18 protein-coding genes and 2 pseudogenes are annotated in these 16,543 nt (G+C 68.7%); 10 read left to right on the forward strand and 10 right to left on the reverse strand.

What is annotated here, in order from left to right; translation table 11 throughout:
- Nucleotides 1-162 precede the first annotated feature (162 nt).
- Nucleotides 163-567 carry a hypothetical protein gene (locus LCH29_RS39600; RefSeq protein ID WP_446466567.1) on the reverse strand — a complete coding sequence of 135 codons (405 nt, stop codon included), beginning with the start codon at nt 565-567 and terminating at the stop codon, nt 163-165.
- Nucleotides 568-623: 56 nt separating this feature from the next.
- Here LCH29_RS39600 and LCH29_RS39605 point away from each other — a divergent pair, with 56 nt between their 5' ends.
- On the forward strand, nt 624-1,226 hold the full coding sequence (locus tag LCH29_RS39605) for a hypothetical protein (protein WP_446466565.1): 603 nt from the start codon (nt 624-626) through the stop codon (nt 1,224-1,226).
- A gap of 11 nt (nt 1,227-1,237) precedes the next feature.
- Here the strand turns inward: LCH29_RS39605 and LCH29_RS39610 are convergent, their stop codons facing one another.
- Entirely contained in the window at nt 1,238-1,549 is a 312-nt protein-coding gene (locus tag LCH29_RS39610; RefSeq protein ID WP_446466527.1) for a hypothetical protein, read from the reverse strand.
- 92 nt (nt 1,550-1,641) lie between these two features.
- Between LCH29_RS39610 and LCH29_RS39615 the strand changes: the two genes are divergently transcribed.
- From LCH29_RS39615 to LCH29_RS39625, 3 genes are all read left to right on the forward strand, one after another.
- Complete coding sequence (locus LCH29_RS39615; protein WP_446466528.1) at nt 1,642-2,523, forward strand: helicase associated domain-containing protein; 882 nt, start codon at nt 1,642-1,644, stop codon at nt 2,521-2,523.
- 82 nt (nt 2,524-2,605) lie between these two features.
- Nucleotides 2,606-3,226, forward strand: a complete 621-nt coding sequence (locus tag LCH29_RS39620; protein ID WP_446466529.1) for a hypothetical protein — start codon at nt 2,606-2,608, stop codon at nt 3,224-3,226.
- 157 nt (nt 3,227-3,383) lie between these two features.
- Nucleotides 3,384-5,822 carry a Helicase associated domain protein gene (locus tag LCH29_RS39625; RefSeq protein ID WP_446466530.1) on the forward strand — a complete coding sequence of 813 codons (2,439 nt, stop codon included), beginning with the start codon at nt 3,384-3,386 and terminating at the stop codon, nt 5,820-5,822.
- A gap of 403 nt (nt 5,823-6,225) precedes the next feature.
- Here the strand turns inward: LCH29_RS39625 and LCH29_RS39630 are convergent, their stop codons facing one another.
- Entirely contained in the window at nt 6,226-6,585 is a 360-nt protein-coding gene (locus LCH29_RS39630) for a LuxR C-terminal-related transcriptional regulator (protein WP_446466531.1), read from the reverse strand.
- 116 nt (nt 6,586-6,701) lie between these two features.
- On the opposite strand from LCH29_RS39630, the gene LCH29_RS39635 reads away from it, so the two are divergent.
- Entirely contained in the window at nt 6,702-7,664 is a 963-nt protein-coding gene (locus LCH29_RS39635) for a nuclear transport factor 2 family protein (RefSeq protein ID WP_446466532.1), read from the forward strand.
- A gap of 265 nt (nt 7,665-7,929) precedes the next feature.
- Here LCH29_RS39635 and LCH29_RS39640 read toward each other — a convergent pair whose 3' ends face one another.
- Nucleotides 7,930-8,367, reverse strand: a complete 438-nt coding sequence (locus LCH29_RS39640; protein ID WP_424880620.1) for a MarR family winged helix-turn-helix transcriptional regulator — start codon at nt 8,365-8,367, stop codon at nt 7,930-7,932.
- A gap of 267 nt (nt 8,368-8,634) precedes the next feature.
- Between LCH29_RS39640 and LCH29_RS39645 the strand changes: the two genes are divergently transcribed.
- The 5 genes and pseudogenes from LCH29_RS39645 to LCH29_RS39665 all read left to right on the forward strand — a co-directional run.
- Nucleotides 8,635-9,348, forward strand: coding sequence for a hypothetical protein (locus LCH29_RS39645; RefSeq protein WP_446466533.1), 714 nt, complete (start codon nt 8,635-8,637; stop codon nt 9,346-9,348).
- Nucleotides 9,345-10,151 carry an MBL fold metallo-hydrolase gene (locus LCH29_RS39650; RefSeq protein WP_446466534.1) on the forward strand — a complete coding sequence of 269 codons (807 nt, stop codon included), beginning with the start codon at nt 9,345-9,347 and terminating at the stop codon, nt 10,149-10,151. Before LCH29_RS39645 ends, LCH29_RS39650 begins: the two co-directional genes overlap by 4 nt.
- A 2-nt stretch (nt 10,152-10,153) precedes the next feature.
- On the forward strand, nt 10,154-10,564 hold the full coding sequence (locus LCH29_RS39655) for a nuclear transport factor 2 family protein (protein ID WP_446466535.1): 411 nt from the start codon (nt 10,154-10,156) through the stop codon (nt 10,562-10,564).
- Between the two features lie 36 nt (nt 10,565-10,600).
- Entirely contained in the window at nt 10,601-10,981 is a 381-nt protein-coding gene (locus LCH29_RS39660; RefSeq protein WP_446466536.1) for a nuclear transport factor 2 family protein, read from the forward strand.
- Nucleotides 10,982-11,054: 73 nt separating this feature from the next.
- A pseudogene (locus LCH29_RS39665) lies at nt 11,055-11,663 on the forward strand (ABC transporter substrate-binding protein); the annotation flags it as partial.
- A 624-nt stretch (nt 11,664-12,287) separates the two neighbouring features.
- On the opposite strand, the gene LCH29_RS39670 reads toward LCH29_RS39665, so the two are convergent.
- The 6 genes and pseudogenes from LCH29_RS39670 to LCH29_RS39695 all read right to left on the reverse strand — a co-directional run bounded on the left by LCH29_RS39670 (nt 12,288) and on the right by LCH29_RS39695 (nt 16,528).
- A complete protein-coding gene (locus tag LCH29_RS39670) occupies nt 12,288-12,821 on the reverse strand; it encodes a cupin domain-containing protein (RefSeq protein ID WP_446466537.1) in 534 nt (177 codons plus the stop codon).
- A 151-nt stretch (nt 12,822-12,972) separates the two neighbouring features.
- Nucleotides 12,973-13,344 (reverse strand): annotated as a pseudogene (locus tag LCH29_RS39675) (DoxX family protein).
- Between the two features lie 247 nt (nt 13,345-13,591).
- Entirely contained in the window at nt 13,592-14,314 is a 723-nt protein-coding gene (locus LCH29_RS39680; RefSeq protein WP_446466538.1) for an SDR family NAD(P)-dependent oxidoreductase, read from the reverse strand.
- A gap of 87 nt (nt 14,315-14,401) precedes the next feature.
- A complete protein-coding gene (locus LCH29_RS39685) occupies nt 14,402-15,067 on the reverse strand; it encodes an NAD(P)-dependent oxidoreductase (RefSeq protein WP_446466539.1) in 666 nt (221 codons plus the stop codon).
- Between the two features lie 134 nt (nt 15,068-15,201).
- On the reverse strand, nt 15,202-15,747 hold the full coding sequence (locus LCH29_RS39690; protein ID WP_446466540.1) for an FMN-dependent NADH-azoreductase: 546 nt from the start codon (nt 15,745-15,747) through the stop codon (nt 15,202-15,204).
- A 67-nt stretch (nt 15,748-15,814) separates the two neighbouring features.
- Complete coding sequence (locus LCH29_RS39695) at nt 15,815-16,528, reverse strand: DsbA family oxidoreductase (protein ID WP_446466541.1); 714 nt, start codon at nt 16,526-16,528, stop codon at nt 15,815-15,817.
- Nucleotides 16,529-16,543 lie beyond the last annotated feature (15 nt).

Genomic DNA, 16,543 nt, shown 5'->3' on the forward strand with positions numbered 1-16,543 from the left:
GATCACCAGACGCCTCTTCGACATCGCCAGACCCTGCCCCCGAGGTCATGCCGATGTCTTGAGACACCCCATTCCGATGTCCTGAGCGAGCACACTGTCCCCGCTACTGCCGGGTGGAGGGCTTCGAACCGTACGGTTCGAAGCCCTCCACCCGTATGTGGCCTACATATCGGCAGCCGCCATGCCCAACTGCCGGGTCAGGCACGAGCGTTGGCTCACCGGACCGGTCCGGGACGCGAACCTGTTGTGCCCCAGAGCCAGCGCGAGGCGAGGCGGACCCGCCGGACGACCCAGCTCGGGCGGTCCCATGCGATGTCGCCCCAGCCACACCAGCAGCGCCTGACGCCCTTCAGCCGCGTCCACGCCCCACCCGGACATCAACTGCTCCACGCCTTCAAGCCACCGCGTCCGGTCCGCCGTATCCCGCTGCCCCGCGCGTTCGAAGTCCACCATGGCGCGCGCGAGTTCGGCCGCCTCCGGGTAGATCACCAGCGGGGCAGCCCGCATTTCCCGCGCATCCAGCCCAGCCGTCCAAGCCCGCCGCACCCAGCACATGGTGTCCGCCATCCGCGTCCACCTACGACTCCCTGGACAAGGTCCTCGAAGCCCACCGCGACTTCCACCTGCCCCGCTGGGACGTCGTGGTCGCCGACGAAGCCCACCGCACCGCCGGCGACTACGACAAACCGTGGGCCCGCGTCCACCACGACGACCAGCTGCCCGCCCGCCACCGTCTCTACATGACCGCGACGCCCCGTGTCTTCGACGAGAAGAAAGCCAGCGCCAAAGGCATCAACACCCACACCGTCATCGCCTCCATGGACGACGAGAGCATCTACGGCCCCGTCGTCTACCGCATCTCCCTGAGGGAAGCGATCGACGAGGGACTCCTGGCCGACTACCGCATCGCCGGCGTCGTCATCAGAAACGAAGATCTGCGCGGCCTTCTGAACCGGCTTCCCGCGAACACCTGGACCGGCGAAGCCCTCCGTGCTGCGGCCGCTCAAGTCGCCCTGCTGGTCGCGCAGCACCGCTACGACCTGCGCCGCACCCTGACCTTCCACCCCTGCATCGACACGGCGGACGTCTTTGCCGAAACACTCCACGAGACCGCAGCCCTCATGCCTGCGGCCTACCGCACCCCGCTGCAGGTCGGCACCTCAGCTCCCGGCAGACCCCCTTCGAACGCCACAAGAACTTCACCGCCTTCGCCGACACACCACTGAACACTCCCGCCTCACAGCAGCCACCCCGCCGGGCCGTCCTCACCAACTGCCGCTGTTGCGCCGAAGGCGTCGACATTCCCGCCATCGACTCCCTGCCGTTCGCCCACCCCAAGACCAGCACCATCGACATCATCCAGTCCATCGGACGCGCCCTGCGCCAGACCCCCGGCGACAACAAAATCTCCACCATCGTCATCCCCATCTACCTGGCCCCCGGCGAAACCCTCGAGGAGGCAGTCAAGAAGACCGCCTTCCACCTGATCTACCGGGTCCTCATCGACCTCGACGTCTACGACGAGCACACCTTCCACCTCGTCGACCACTTCCGGTACCCGAGCGACCCCGCCGCCCCCAGATCGCCCCGCCCCCCGAACGCGCCGACGAGATCATCCCCGTCCTCGACCTGAACGACGTCATGGCCCCCAACCGCGTATGGGAGGCCGCCTTCGAGGCCGCAACAGACTTCCACACCCAACACGGCCACCTCGACGTCCCCAGCCTCTACCTGCACGACGGCTTCTTCTACCTCGGCTGGTGGATCGGCGCGCAGCGCTCCATGCGCAAGAACGGCCTGCTCCTGCCCGAACGCATCACCGCGCTGGACACCCTCGGCATGATCTGGGAGCACCCTCCGCACAGCATCGAGCGCAAGCTCCTCATCGCCCGCGACTACGTCACCCGCCACGGACACCTCGCACCCCGGTGGGCCGAACACCACCAAGGCATGCACCTGGGCCGCTGGCTCGCCGAGCGCCGAAAGGAAGCCAACACCCGCCGCCTGCCCCACTGCTACCAACGGGCACTCAACGAGATCTACCCCTGGTGGAACGCCAAAGGCGAAGCCGAAGGGAAGCGCACCTACGCCTATGCCCGCGCCGCCGCGCGCGACAACACCCTGATTTTCCCCAGCCCGTACCAACTCACCGCTGCCGCCCCTGCACTCACCCAATGGCTGGCCCAGCAGATCGACAAACTCGACAAGCTCGAGCCCTACCAGCACCACCTCCTGGGCGACCTCCCCATCGAGCACCCCCTGGCCCTCCTGCTGCGCCGACCCCGCGGCGCCTCCCAGTGGGCCTTCGCCCGAGGACTCCGGGCCGCCTACACCTACCGCTGCCGCCATCATCACCTGGACGTTCCCCACAGCTACACCTGCGAGGACGGCCCCGCCTTCGCCCTGGGAAGGTGGATCGCCGAGAAACGACGCGCTCCGCAAACCCTCTCCCGAGAACAACTGGACGCCCTGGAAGCCCTCGACATGCGCTGGACCGCACGCCACCGGCACAGCACACCCTGAACCGCCGCACGCGCCAACAGACCCCGGGCGCACGCTCCCGGCTCCACCCCCGCACAAACAGCCGTACCGGATCCTCGCAGCGGTGTCTGCCGCATCCGTCCGACACCCCGGAATCCGAGTGCTCGGCTGGCAACACCAGACGCACCGCAGCCCGCAAGCAGGAAAACCGAACGTCCTCGATCAGGAGCACTCCGGCATCATGACGACACCGCCCCCCTCACCCGACCGGCCGCCCGCCTTCAACATGAGTCTCACGCATGTCACGCTTCCCACCTCACAGGTGCAGGTCAACCGCCTCACCGAACTCATCAACGAAATCACCCTGGGCACCGACGTGATCGTGATCGTGGTGAGCCCCGCCACCCACCTGGCCGAGACCGACTTCGATCGAAGCCGCTTTATCTGGCCGACCTGGCAGGGAGAGACCATCCCCGAGGCCCACCAGAAGTGGAAGGCAGTCTTCGCCACCCAGGACCGCACCTTCAGGGGCATCTACTACGAGGGCCCCACCCTTGAAGAGACGCAGACTTTCCGCGTCCCCCATACCGTTCTGTCCGACGCGATGTGGAAGATGACCCAGAACGAGCCGCCCTGCGCGGTCCTGTGCACCGGCCTCACCGGGGACCCCTCCGCAGCCGAAATCACGACCGCCCTGGAAGAAGGAAGGCTCCAAGCAGTCCTGGTGGAAGCCCTGTTCGCCTAGCCTCTCAGACCCGCCCCACAACATCCCCTAGCGTTGCACGAGTCGACCCACGCCCGACCGGTCCGGTCCGTTAGTCCCGCAACACCACTCAGCGAAGGACACCCGACACGATGGATCTCGCCGGCCACCGCTCCAGCGCGCACTGAGGATCTTGTTCATGCCATCCGAGGAGCCCATCGCCGAGATCGCCGCAGTCACCGCCTCCCGCACCCGCCCCGCCCGGCTCCCACTACGCCCGGACCAGCAGCGGGCCGTCGACAGTGCGGCACGTCATCTAGCACGCGTACACACTCGCGGACACATGGTGTCGGCCTGCGGCACCGGCAAAACACTCACCGCGCTGCGGACCGCCGAAGCCCTTCACGCCCAGCACCTGCTGATCGCCGTGCCGAGCCTGGACCTCATCTCGCAGTGGGCCCGGGCAGCCCGCAACGACGGACGCCCGGAACCGATGATGGCGGTGTCCTCCCTGGCCGCCGCCAAGCACCCCGTCCTGGCCGGAGCAGCGGTCCACAGCACCAACAACCCGGAGTTCCTGGCCACCTGGCTGGCCCGGCACGAGCGGGCCACCGTCTTCGTGACGCTCGACTCCCTTGCGAAGATCGAACAGACCCAGCACACCCGCGGCCCCGCCCCGACCTTCGACCTCATGATCGTGGACGAGGCACACCGCACCGCAGGCAGCTGGGACAAGAACTGGACCGTCCTGCACGACCACACCCGCATCCGCGCCGACCGCCGGCTCTACCTGACCGCCACCCCCTACGAATGGGACCCGCCACGCCTGACAGAAGCCCCCACCACCCGCCCTCAGCCCAAGCGCACCGCCGCCACCGCCCCCGCATGGGACGCTCCCGCCCTCGTCGCCTCCATGTCAGACACCAAAACCTTCGGGCCCCGCCTGCACACCTACACCCACGCAGACGCCATCGAAGACGAAGTTCTCGCCGACTACCAACTGGTCGTCCCCACGATCACCGACACCCACCTGCGCACCGAACTGACCGCCCCCGACACGCACTCCGGCTTCGGCCCGACCGCACGCCGCACCACCGCCCTGCACCTGGCCATCCTCAAAGCGATGACCGAACACGACCTCCACCACGTGATCGTGTACTTCCAGCAGGTCGCCGACGCCACCGACTTCGCCCGCCAGTTCCCCCACACCCTGCGCACCCTCGCCGAAGACCGACGTCCCGCCTGGGCAAGCGACCTGGTCGTCCAATCGATCAACGGCGCCCACAACCCCGGCCAGCGCCACGACATCCTCACCGACTTCGCCACCGCCGACCGCGCCGTACTGACCAACTCCCAAGTACTGGGGGAGGGCATCGACCTGCCGGCCGTCGACGCAGTCGTCTTCGCCGACCGCACCGCCAGCGTCCGCCGCATCGTCCAAGCCCTGGGCCGCGCGCTACGCAAACCCCCCACCCAGGACACGAAGACCGCCAGCCTCGTCATCCCCGCCTACGTGCCCCACGGCGCCGACCCCACCGACCTCCTCGGTACCCCCTACGAAGCCCTCTGGCTCGTCACCGCAGCCCTGCGCCACCACGACCAAACGATCGCCGCCCGCGCCCCCCGTACTATCGCCAAGCACCGCCTCGAGCAGGGCACCCGTACGCTCCTCGCCCGCCGCTTCCGCTTCGACTTCACCCTCGACCCCGACACCATCGCCCAGGCGATGGACCTGATCGCCTGGCCCGCCGACAACGCCATCCTCTCCGCCCCCCGCCGTGCCGGTCTGGCGGCCGCCGTGCGCTACCGGGCCGAACACGGCCACCTGCAGGTGCCGGTCGACTACGAGGACGCATACGGCTACCGCCTGGGTGCCTTCATCACCGGCCAGCGCACCGCCCACCGCGCCGGCGCCCTCGATCCGGCGTGGATCGCCGAGCTCGAGGCGCTCGGCATGATCTGGGACGAGTACGAAGCCGCCTGGCAGGGTCACATGGCCACCGTCGAGGCCTACCAGGCCGAACACGGCCACCTCGCCCTCCCTGCCCAGGCCCCCGGTGGCCAGTTCCTCGCCGACCAACGCTCCCGGGCCCGCAAAGGCCGCCTCACCCCCGGCCGCGCAGCCCAGCTGGACGCCCTCGACGCCCACTGGCGCCTGCCGCACGGCGCCGACTGGCACCGCAAGTACCACGTCCTGCGCCGCTACATCGAAGCCGGACACAACCCCGCTGCTCTCACCCGCGCCACTGTGATCGGCGAGGTGAAAGCGGGCCGCTGGCTGCACCGCCAGCTCGCCACCTGGAACAGGCTCGAGCCCGCCCAGCGCGACCTGCTCACCCGGATCGGTCTCACCCCCGGCCACGTCGCACTCGACGGTCCGCAGACTCCCTCGGCGACGCCCGCTGCGCGGCGGCGTTCCTTCGCCCAGACCGTGCAGATCCTCTCCCTCTTCCTTGAGCGGTGGCAGCGCACGCCCGGCGCCCGCGAGTGGATCGAGGTCGACGGCGAACGCGTCATGATCGGCCCTTGGCTCGCCAGGACCCGCACCAAGCTGAACAAGGGGCAACTGGCGCCTGGCCAGGAGCAGATGCTGGCTCAGGTGCTCGCTGAACACGGCCTCGGTGCCGCCCCCGCGTGATCAATGAATGCGTGTCCACCATCACGGGGGAAGGCCCGACCGTCAGCGTGTCAATCAAGCAGGTCACGACCTCGATCCGGAATCAGTCGCTGGAGAGGGGGATGTTGCGAAAATGACCCGTCCCCTTCGGAGAAGGGCCGACCAAAAAGGACCCGCGCCACGGGCACCTCGCCGGCGGCCTACGCGACGCGCCTGACCGGGGTGTCCCGAGCCGTGAGCTGCGTGACCTGCTGGGCGCCCGGGTGCATTTCGGGGCCGACGAGCAGTGTTCGTGACGATCACTCGGTTCAGCCGCGAGTCCGAGAGCGGACCGCCGCTCGTCTTTCTGGGCGCCGTAAACGGCTGGGGACAGGGCGACGCGCGGTGCATCGGGCTCGCCGGAAGGTGGCCTACGGGCGGCGTGTCAGACCAGCTCGATCAGCCCGAGCCGCACGGCTTCGCTGACCGCAGCCGCGCGGTTCTCGGCGCTGAACCTGCGGTAGATGCAGACGAGGTGGGTCTTCACCGTCGCCTCGGCCAGGGAGAGCGCACCGGCGATCGCCCGGTTTGCTGTGCCCTGCGCGAGGAGCCGTACGACCTCGACCTCCCGCTCGCTGAGCGGCGGCTCGGCCGCGCGCCCCAGGACACTGGCGGCGGCCTCCGGGGCCAGCGCCAGACCCCTGGCCGGCTCGTGCGTCCGAGCTGCGTGTATTTCATGACCACCTAGCCCGCGGCTTCGAGTGCGCTCCAGGCATGAGCGTCGAGGAGGGTCAAGGAACGCCAAGGGGCGGCAAGGGCGATTGACATGAACCGCTCCTCAGTATTTATCTGCCGCTGCAGAGTTTTAAACTTAAAGCTATCTTCCCCGGTTTCGCACGCATGAGACGTTTGGAGCGCGCCATGTCCCCTACTGCCCCCACCACCCCCGCCCGCAGAGCCGTCGTCGCCTTCCTCGCCGCCGGCGCGGTCCTGGGTGCGGCCGCCGTACCCGCCGTGGCGGCCCCGCACGGCCCGGCCGCCGGTCACGCGGCGTACGGCCATGGCGGTTACGGTGGCTATGGCGACGCCGCCCGCCTCAGCCGCCAGAAGGCCATCGCCATCACCGTCACCAAGAGGGTGTTCGAGCACGGTGACACCGCGGTCGTCGACCGCTACGTGCGGCCGGACTACATCCAGCACAACCCGACCGCGGCGGACGGGGCGGCGGGCCTGAAGGCCCTGGCCACCTCGATCCACCAGCAGTTCCCCGACGCCCGCTACAACGTCAAGCGAGCCATCTCCGAGGGTGACCTCGTGCTGCTCCACTCGAACGTGGTGCTGGTCCCGGGCACCAAGGGCGCGTCCGTCATCGACATCTTCCGCTTCCAGGGCGGCAAGATCGCCGAGCACTGGGACGTGATCCAGAACGTGCCGGACACCACGGCCAGCGGCAACGACATGTTCTCCACGCTGAGTTCACCGCAGGTCTCGCAGCCCCTGGACCACCGACTCACCCAGGCCAACAAGGCACTGGTGACCAAGGCCTTCGACGAGCTCATGGTCCACAGGGACCTGAGCGCCCTCGACCGCTACTGGGACCCCGGCTACCTCCAGCACAACCCGCAGATGCTGAACGGCGTGCCCGCCGCGAAGGCCGGCCTCGGCGGTTACTTCGCCTCGGCACCGCAACTGACGGTCACCCCGAAGCGGATCATCGCCGAGGGCGACCTGGTGGCCGTCCACAGCCACTACGTCAACTATCCGGGAGACCGGGGCTCGGCGATCCTGGACCTGTTCCGGGTGCGGAACGGCAAGATCGTCGAGCACTGGGACATCATCCAGGCGGTCCCGGAGACCTCTGTCAACGGCAACGGCATGTTCTAGAGGCCGGGACCCGCCCGTAGGCCCCGCCCCGGTCCCTCGGCGTGCACGGTGGCGAACACCGCCGGGCGCGGGGACCGTCGGCCGCGGCAGCCGTGCCTCGCGCGTTCTTCCGGGACCGGGGCGCTCGAAGCACCCCCAGTCGTTCCTGGCTGCCCTGCGGAACAGAGGGTGTTCAAGGCGTTCGCGAGGCGTTCGGCCGCGGCGTTTCCGTGACGCCGTTCCGAGCCGCCCGTATGCGACGGCGGTCCGGATCAAGGGCAGGAATTCACGCGTTCGCGTCGCGGAGCGTGCGCAGGATGCGCTCGAGGTGGCGGCGGTCCTGGGCTGAGAGTGGTCCGGAGAGGTGGTTGCGCAGGTGGGAGACGTGGGCGGTGAGTGCGTGGTCGAGTGCCTGACCGCCCTTGTCGGTCAGTACGGCGAGTGCGGCTCGTCGGTCGGCAGGGTCGGGGTCGCGGCGGATGAGTCCTTCCTTTTCCATGCGGTCGGCGAGCCGGGTGAAGCCGCCCGAGCTGAAGGACACGGCCTCTGCCAGGTCCGTCATGCGGAGCTGGTGGCCGGGGGTGCGGGCCAGTCGCAGCAGCACTTCGAACCAGGTGTGCGGTATGTCCAGATCGCGGTTCACCAGGGGCTTGATACGGCTGTGGGCCTCCACGAAGAGACCGAAGAGTGTCACGTCGTCGTCGTTCAGCAGCTGCTCGTTCACTCCTCAAGGATGGCAGAAGAACATGAGCGAAGAATCTGCCGTTGCAATATCTGCTGAGACAGATATATTGACTGCGTCGGCAGATACTTCGCCGTGTCCACCCCGCAGATGTGGAGTCCGCCCCATGGGAAAGCGCGTCCTGGCCGCCTTCGGCGCCGTGGCCCCCACGGGCGGCGTCCTCGCTCCGGCCTGTCTGCGCCACCCACTTCGGCGGACGCCGTCACCTCCTCCACGGCCGAGCGGACCGGCTCAAGCGAGGAGGACCGGTTGCGGGAGCTGTCGACCACGTGGTGCTCGGCGGCCTGCCGGTACTGCACACCGGTCGGCTGGAAGACGGTCCACCCGCAGATCAAGGCGCTCACCGGCACTTACCGCTTCGACTACCTGAAGAAGCCGCTCGCCCAGCACCCGAGGTTCGTGCGGGGCACCCGGGATTCCGCCGACCCGGCGGGAACCGGCGACCACGTGGCGGACTTCGGCAGCGGCGACAGCGCCAGCGGTCTCCCGACGCTCACCCTGCCCCGCAAGTCCCCCTGGGCGGCCTGGCCGCAGACCGGCGTCCCTCCTCAAGAACGCTCCGTACCAGCCCGCCGTCAAGCCGTACCTGAGCCGGCTGCTCTCCAAGGACATGCAGGAGCACGCAATCGGCGCCTGAGCGCCCGCACGGGCGTCGCCCCGCCCGCCGGCCGCAAGGGCATCTTCGACCACGCCACCATGAACCCGCCCGGCCTCGGCCAGTTCATGAGCGACGGAGCTGCCCTCGACCGTTGCAAGGCCCGCCTCAGCCTCTACATCGGCGATTCACACGGCGCCAACTCGTCCGACCCCACGTCCTCAGCCTCCACCCGTTCGACCAGCCGGGCACCCAGGGCTGAACCCCTGCTCGACACGGGCTGCCCGCCTCGACCCGGTTCACGTCGTACGCCTCGCCGCGAGGCGATTTCCCCGACCATCACCCTTCACCCGAGGAAGCACGCATGAGCACTCTCTCCTTCACAGTCCTCGATCTCGACTTCCCGGCCGGATCCAGGAACAAGACGGCCACCCTCGTCACCGGCGAGAGCGAGGCCCTGCTGGTGGACGCGGCCTTCACCCGCGCCGACGGCCACCGTCTGGTCGCCGAGATCCTCGACTCCGGCAAGACGCTGACCACCGTCTTCGTCTCCCACGGCGACCCCGACTTCTACTTCGGCGCCGAGGTCATCGCCGACGCCTTCCCCGAGGCGAGGTTCGTGGCCACCCCGATCGTCATCGAGCACATCGCCCACTCGTACGAGGGCAAGCTCAAGGCCTGGGCTGCGCTCGGCCCGAACCTGCCCACCCGCCTGGTCGACCTGGAGCCGCTGACGGGCGACCTCGCCCTGGAGGGCCACCGCTTCGCGCTGAGGGGCGGCCCGGCCGGTCTGCCCGACCGCCATTACCTCTGGCAGGCCGAGCACCGCGCCCTGCTCGGCGGTGTCCTGCTCTTCCAGCAGGAGCACGTCTGGGTCGCCGACACCCCCACCCCCAGCGACCGCGCCGCCTGGATCGACCTGCTCGACGAGATGGCCGCCCTCGACCCGGAACTGGTCGTCCCCGGCCACCGCCTCCCCGGCACCGCGGCCGACGGCTCCGCCATCAGCGCCACCCGTGACTACCTGGTCGCCTTCGAGGAGGAGCTGGGCAAGGCCGCCGACGGTGCCGCGCTGAACGACGCCCTGGTCAAGCGCTTCCCGGACAACGGCATGCTGATCGCCGCCCAGATCGGCTCGAAGGTCGCCAAGGGCGAGATGAAGTGGGGCTGACCATGAGCGAGTTCGCCACCTCCACCGCGCCCGCCGACGTCGTGCGCCGCCAGTACCTGGCCTCGGCCGCCGGCGATCTGGACGCCCTGCGCGCCACCCTCGCCCCCGACGTGGAGTGGACGGAGATGGCCGGCTTCCCGCTGGCCGGGACCTATCGCACGCCCGAGAGCGTCACCTCGAACGTCATGGAGCAGCTCGGCAAGGAGTGGGACGGCTGGGCCGCCCACGACGACACCTACGTCGCCGACGGCGAGAACGTGGTCGTCCTCGCCCGTTACACCGCGACCAACAAGGCCACGGGCAAGCCGATCGACGTCCGGGTCGCTCACCACTTCGTCGTACGGGGCGGACTCATCGTCCGCTTCGAACAGTTCGTCGACACGGCGCTCGTCCGCGACGCCATGAACGACTGAGTCGTACCGCACCCACCGAGAGGACAGGAGACAGAGATGTCCGCTGCGGACAACAAGGCACTCGTGACCGCCTTCTACGAGCAGGCGTTCAACGACTATCAGCCCGAGGCGGCCGCCACCGCACACCTCGGCGAGAGCTACACCCAGCACAACCCCGAGGCGCAGGACGGACCGCAGGCCTTCGTCGGCTATGTGCACTGGCTGCGCGGGCAGTTCCCCGACCTGCGCCTGGACATCAAGCGTGTGATCGCCGAAGGGGACCTGGTGGTCACCCACAGCAACCTGCACCTCAAGCCCGGCGACCGCGGCATGGCCGTCGCCGACTTCTGGCGCGTCGCCGACGGGAAGATCGTCGAGCACCGGGACGTGATCCAGGAAGTGCCCGAGAAGAGCGCCAACGACAACACCATGTTCTGACCCCACAGCAGCAGCACGGCGCTCGGGTACGGCACGGGTGCCGTACCCGGGCGCCGTGCTGCTCCGCTGCCGTTCCGACATCCCCAGCGGCCCGCTCGACCTCGCCGACGCCCGCTGGAAGGGGAAGATCGCCTCCTCCTACCCGCACGACGACGACGCGGTCCTCTACCTCTACACCCTCTACGTGGAGAAGTACGGCTGGGACTGGCTCGCTCGACTGGCCACCCAGGACCTTCAGTTCGCCCGCGGCAGCTACACCCCGAGCGCGGCCGTCACCAGCGGCCAGAAGGCCATCGGCATCGGCGGCTCCGGCGCGCCGCTGTCCACCGGGCCGGTCAAGTGGGTGCTGCCCGAGGAGGCGCCGTTCATGTCCTGGGGACAGCGGGCCGCGATCCTCAAGCAGGCCAAGAACCCCACTGCCGCCAAGCTGTACCTGAACTGGCGGCTCTCCGTCGAGCAGCAGAAGGCCGCGACCAACGGCTGGTCGGTCCGCACCGATGTCACCCCGCCGACCGGGCTGAAGCCCGTCTGGGAGTATCCCAACGGCAACCTCGACGGCTTCCCCAAGTTCATGGCCGACCGCGCGGCGATCGAGCGCTGGAAGCAGACCTTCGCCCTGTACTTCGGTGAGGTGAAGGGAGACCCCTCACCGGGCTGGCTCGGACTGCACCCCGGAGCCTGACCGCCGACCGGTGCCGCCGGCCCCGCACTCCCCGCGCGCTGGGCCGGCGGCGGCCCTCCCATTCCCGGCCGCCGGTTTGAAGGGCGTCGGCTGGTGGCCGCCGGTGGTCACGATGGTCTCCTTCGAGTGAGTTGATAGGGCGGTGTTGTGGTGGTCCCGTTCCTGTGCGCGAAGCCCTGTGCACGCGACGGGCGCAGGAACCAGGTTTTCGGCGGCTTCGGCTCACCGACTTCGGCGCGGGTCAGTTGGTCCAGCACGCAGGGCATGGGAGATGACGCGGGGCAGGCACGGTCTCGCTCGGTTCTCATGGGTCTCGACAACCACATGATCACCGGCGCCGTGCCTGCTCTGTTACCGGCCCCAGACCAAGACATGACGGCACGTCACGGATCACTGCACCGAACCCGGACCGATCGCTTTCATACAAAGCCCCTGGTCCCGCCGGAACCCGCTGACCAGTGGCCTCGGCCGGACCCGCGCCAAGCTGCGGACCCTCGCCGGCTCGGCCGATTGCCGCTCAACCGTTGCTCGCGGCTCTTTTCCAATGCCATCAAGGCAACAATTACAGGAGGATCATCCACGCCCCATCAAATCGGAAAAGGATCAGCCCGGATTCCGGAGCAGCTACGAAGCCTGCGGTTCGTCAGTGTTGGGATCAGCGCTTCCAGCCGACTCGAGCAAGGTCCAGTCGTGCTTACGCGAGAACTCTCGGAACTCCTCCGAATCCAAGTCCATCGCCTTACCCTTGGCTTGAAGCTCAACCATATCCTCGATGAAGTGCTCGAAACCTCCGGGAACCGAGATCTGCAGAAGACGCGGCACGGTCTCCCCTACCGGCTTGACCGCATGGGGAATCCCTGCAGGCAGGAACATAAAACTACCCGGGCCGACCTCATGCTGCTCGTCGTCAAAGGTCACCCGTAGCGTGCCTTCCAGCAGGAAGAAGAGTTCGTCAGCGGTTTCGTGGATGTGGAGTGGGATGTCGTGGTTCACCGAGACCTTAAGGACTGAGTACTGGCCGTCGGTATGGGCGGCGCCCGCTTTGAGCAAGTAGATCGGTGCGATGTTGACGCGAGTTTCCAGACCCTCGCCTGGTCCAAGTTTGATGAATCGAGCCTTCTGCGAGGATCGATCGGACTTGGTCTGCTCTGTATTCATCGTTGGAACTCCTTTTCTCGTGATTCGACCACTTGTGCAACGCCGATGGGGCGGTCAGAGCGGAGAAAGTAAGAAGTGAGGCGGGCGATGGGGCCCGGTGATCCGTGACGAACCGGGCCCCCGTGCATGGGAATCGGAGCGGATGGCGGCTTCAGAGGCTGTATGGGCCGAAGCGTCCCCAGGCCACCAGTACGGCAAGGATCAGCAGGACGGCGTTAAGGCCGATCGCGGGGAATTCCTTCTTGCGGGCGTGGTACGTCGCGGCCAGCAGCATTGTTATACCGAGGCCGACGGCGGCCAGTGGTGTCAGCACGGTGGCGATACCGGTGGCCGCGGGCAGGATCAGCCCGAGGGCGCCGGTGAATTACACGATGCCGATGAAGCGGACGGTGCCGGCTGAGAAGTCTGCCGCCCAGGGCAGCTTCTCGACGAGCTTGTCCTTGGGCTGGGTGGTTTTCATGACACCGGCCATGGCAAACATGACGGCCAGTACGGCCTGCACGATCCACAGGAAGATGTTCATCAGGGGTGGAGTCTTTCGGGGAGAGAGCGCGGGGAGGACCCGGCGGAGCGGGTGCTAGCCGAGGAGGCTGCCGCCGGTGGCGTCGAGGGAGGCTCCGGTGATCCAGCGCGCCCGGTCGGTGGCGAAGAAGACCACCACATTGGGCTTTCCCGCTCGACTACCGTCGGGGCAGGCTGTGCGTCCGGGCGCCGCACCCCGCGCGGTGTCCTATTGGGCCGGTAGGGGTAGCACCTGCCCAGCCGTTACCTCAGGCGGCGTCGTACTCGGGGAAGAGCTGCTCGACGCGGTCACGCGTGGTGTACATGTCCCAGTACTGGTCGGCCAGCGCGTCCGGGTCGACGAGCGGGCCCGTGCCGGAGCCGGTCTTGGCCAGGCTCCTCGCGGCGAGTTCGCCCATCTCGCTCCGGGCGATGAACGCGGCGATGGACAGGGTTCCGGCGTAGATGCCGGCGTCGGCCAGCTCGCCGTTGAGCGAGAAGAGCCCGTTGCGGGCGGCTGCCATGAGCGGGCCGACGCCGCTGGCGAAGGGGCGCGGGGAGCCGGCCGTGGCGCCGGTGGTCATCAGGAAGGCGCCGTCGCCGCGCTCGTTCCACTCCGGCAGCACGGCCTGGGCCACCTCGACCGGGGTGAGCAGGAGCAGCGGGCTGTCCTTGCGCAGGGTGGCCGCGTCCAGCTTCGCGGCGGGAGCGAAAGCCTGCTCGCCGCTGATCGGACCGTACTCGACCACGTCGATGCGACCGAAGTGGTCACGGATGGCCTGGACCGTGGCGCCGGCCTGCTCGGGCTTGGACAGGTCGGCGGTGAAACCGGCCGCGTCGATGCCTTCGGCCCTCAGCTCCTCGACGAGGGCGTCGAGACGCTCCTTGCCGCGGGCGATGAGCGCCACACGGAAACCCTCGCGGGCAAAGCGGCGCGCGACGGAGGCGCCGAGGCCCTTGCCGGCGCCGAAGATGGCGATCACCTTGGACATGGGGTGTTCTCCCCTTCACTGTTCGGATTGCGGTGCGGTGGTGGGGGGTGGAACAGGGTCCGGTTCATGTCGGACCGCCCGAGGGCGTCAGCCGCGGGTGTTCCAGACCAGGGGGGCTTTGCGGATCCAGGTGTCGTCCTCGATCGTCTGGACGAGGAAGTGGGCGAGGTCGGCGCGGTTGATCCGTGCGCCGGGCTTTTCGGTGCCGGCCTCGGCTGCCCGTACGGGACCGCTGAGGGGCTTGTTGGTCAGGGTGACGGCGCGGGCAAGGGTCCAGTCGATGCCGGACGAGGCGCGGACGAGCTGGTCGAGGCCGGTGTGGTCCGCGAAGCCTGCCTTGATGTACGACAGGTTGATGAACGCCTTGACCAGCGGGTTGAGCCGGGCCCAGTCGTCGCCGGCGCCCTGCGTGGACGTCAGCACGATGCGGGGTATGCCCTGTTCGCCCATGACGGTGAGCGTGTTGCGGGTGGCGTCGGTCATGAACGTCGGCGGGCTGACCGGCTTGGCCCACGGGTTGTCGGAGGCGCGGGCGTTGTTCAGCGCGCTGATCACCGCGTCGGCGCCTTCGGCGGCCTTGCGGATGTCGTCGATGTTCGCGGGGGTGCCCTGGATCAGTTCGACGCCGGCCGGTGCCTGCACCTTGTCGGGGTTGCGGACGAGGGCGCGGACGTGGTGGCCGCGCCTGGCGGCGTGCTCCAGGACGTGGGTGCCGGTGCGGCCGCTGCCGCCGAGGACCAGGAGGTTGCTCATGGTGATCAAACGCCTTTCGGGCAGTTCAGGGGTGGATCACGCGGCCTGTCGGCCGGTCAGGGCAGAGCCCAGGCGGCGGGCCTCGTGGTGCGCCTTGGTCATGGACGCCTCGTGCACCGGCAGCAGCGGGGCCATCATCGGCACGTACGGGCCATGGTCAGTTCGGGCAGGACCGTTGTCAGGTCGAGGCCGAGGTTGGCCGGGTGGCCCAGGACGGTTTCCAGCGTCGGCACCAGGTGGTCCATGCCCTCCTTCGGGGCGCCCGGGCCGTAGCCGCCGCCGCGTGCGGAGATCACCGTGGCGGGGCGGCCGAGGGTGGGAGGGGGTCCGTCGAAGCTCAGGGTGCGCCCGGCGACCATGATCTGGTCCAGCCATGCCTTGAACACGGACGGTATCGTGAGGTTGTACATCGGCACGGTGAAGAGGTAGGCGTCGGCGCCGAGGAACTCCTCGATCAGCTCGTCCTGGACCGCCGCGGCCTTCGCCTGTTCGGGGGTGTGCTCGGCGGGGTCGGTGGTGCGGGCGGTGATGCCCGCCGCGCTGAGGTGCGGGGCGGGGGAGGCGGCCAGGTCGCGGTGGACGACCGGGCCCTTCCACTCGTCACGGAAGGACCGGGCGACCTGACGGGAGACGGATGCCTCGTCGAGCGAGGAGGCATCGATGTGCAGCAGGTAGGACATGGAGAACTCAGCCTTTCGAATCGATCAAGGGTGGGTCGGGGGCGGATCGTGGGGTGACCGGTGGAGGTCAGCTGTGGGTCGGTACGGCGCAGCCGTCGGGGCCGCAGACCGCAGCGTCGCCGTCGGTGGTGAGGGTGAGCGGGTGGGACTCGTCCCAGGCCGTGCGCAGCACGTCGAGAAGGCCGTCGCTGTCCTGCGCTCCGGGGATGCCGTACCTGCTGTCGATGACGATGAAGGGTGCGCCGGTGGCGCCCAGGCGCTGGGCGCGGGCGGCATCGTCGCTCACCTGCCGCTGGTAGCGGTGCTCGGTGAGCGCCTGGCGGGTGCTCTCGCGGTCCAGGCCGATCTCCTGGCCCAGGTCGAGCAGGTCGTCCATGCTGAAGACGGGGCGGCCCTGGCCGAAGTAGGCGCGGAAGATCGTGTCCCAGGCTTCGCGGTTCTTGCCCTCGGCGGAGGCGTGGGCGAGGAACTGGTGCGCCAGGTCGGTGTTGCCGACCCGGTTGTCCAGCACCTGGTAGGGGGTGAGTCCCTCGGCCTCGGCCAGGGCCTCGATCCGGCGCGTGGACGCCTCGGCCTGGGAGCCGCCGATGCCGTGCCGGCGCAGCAGCGCGTCACGGACGCTGAACGTCTCATCCACGGGGAAGGAACTGCTCAGCGGGAACGAGTGGTGGACGACCTCCATCTCGTCGCCGTGCTCGAACCGCTCCACAGCCCGGTCCAGACGGTGGCTGCCCAGTCCGCACCAGGGGCAGGTGACCTCGGCCCAGATCTCGATCTTCATGACGCGCCTTCCCAT

Source organism: Streptomyces sp. BRA346, assembly GCF_052851135.1.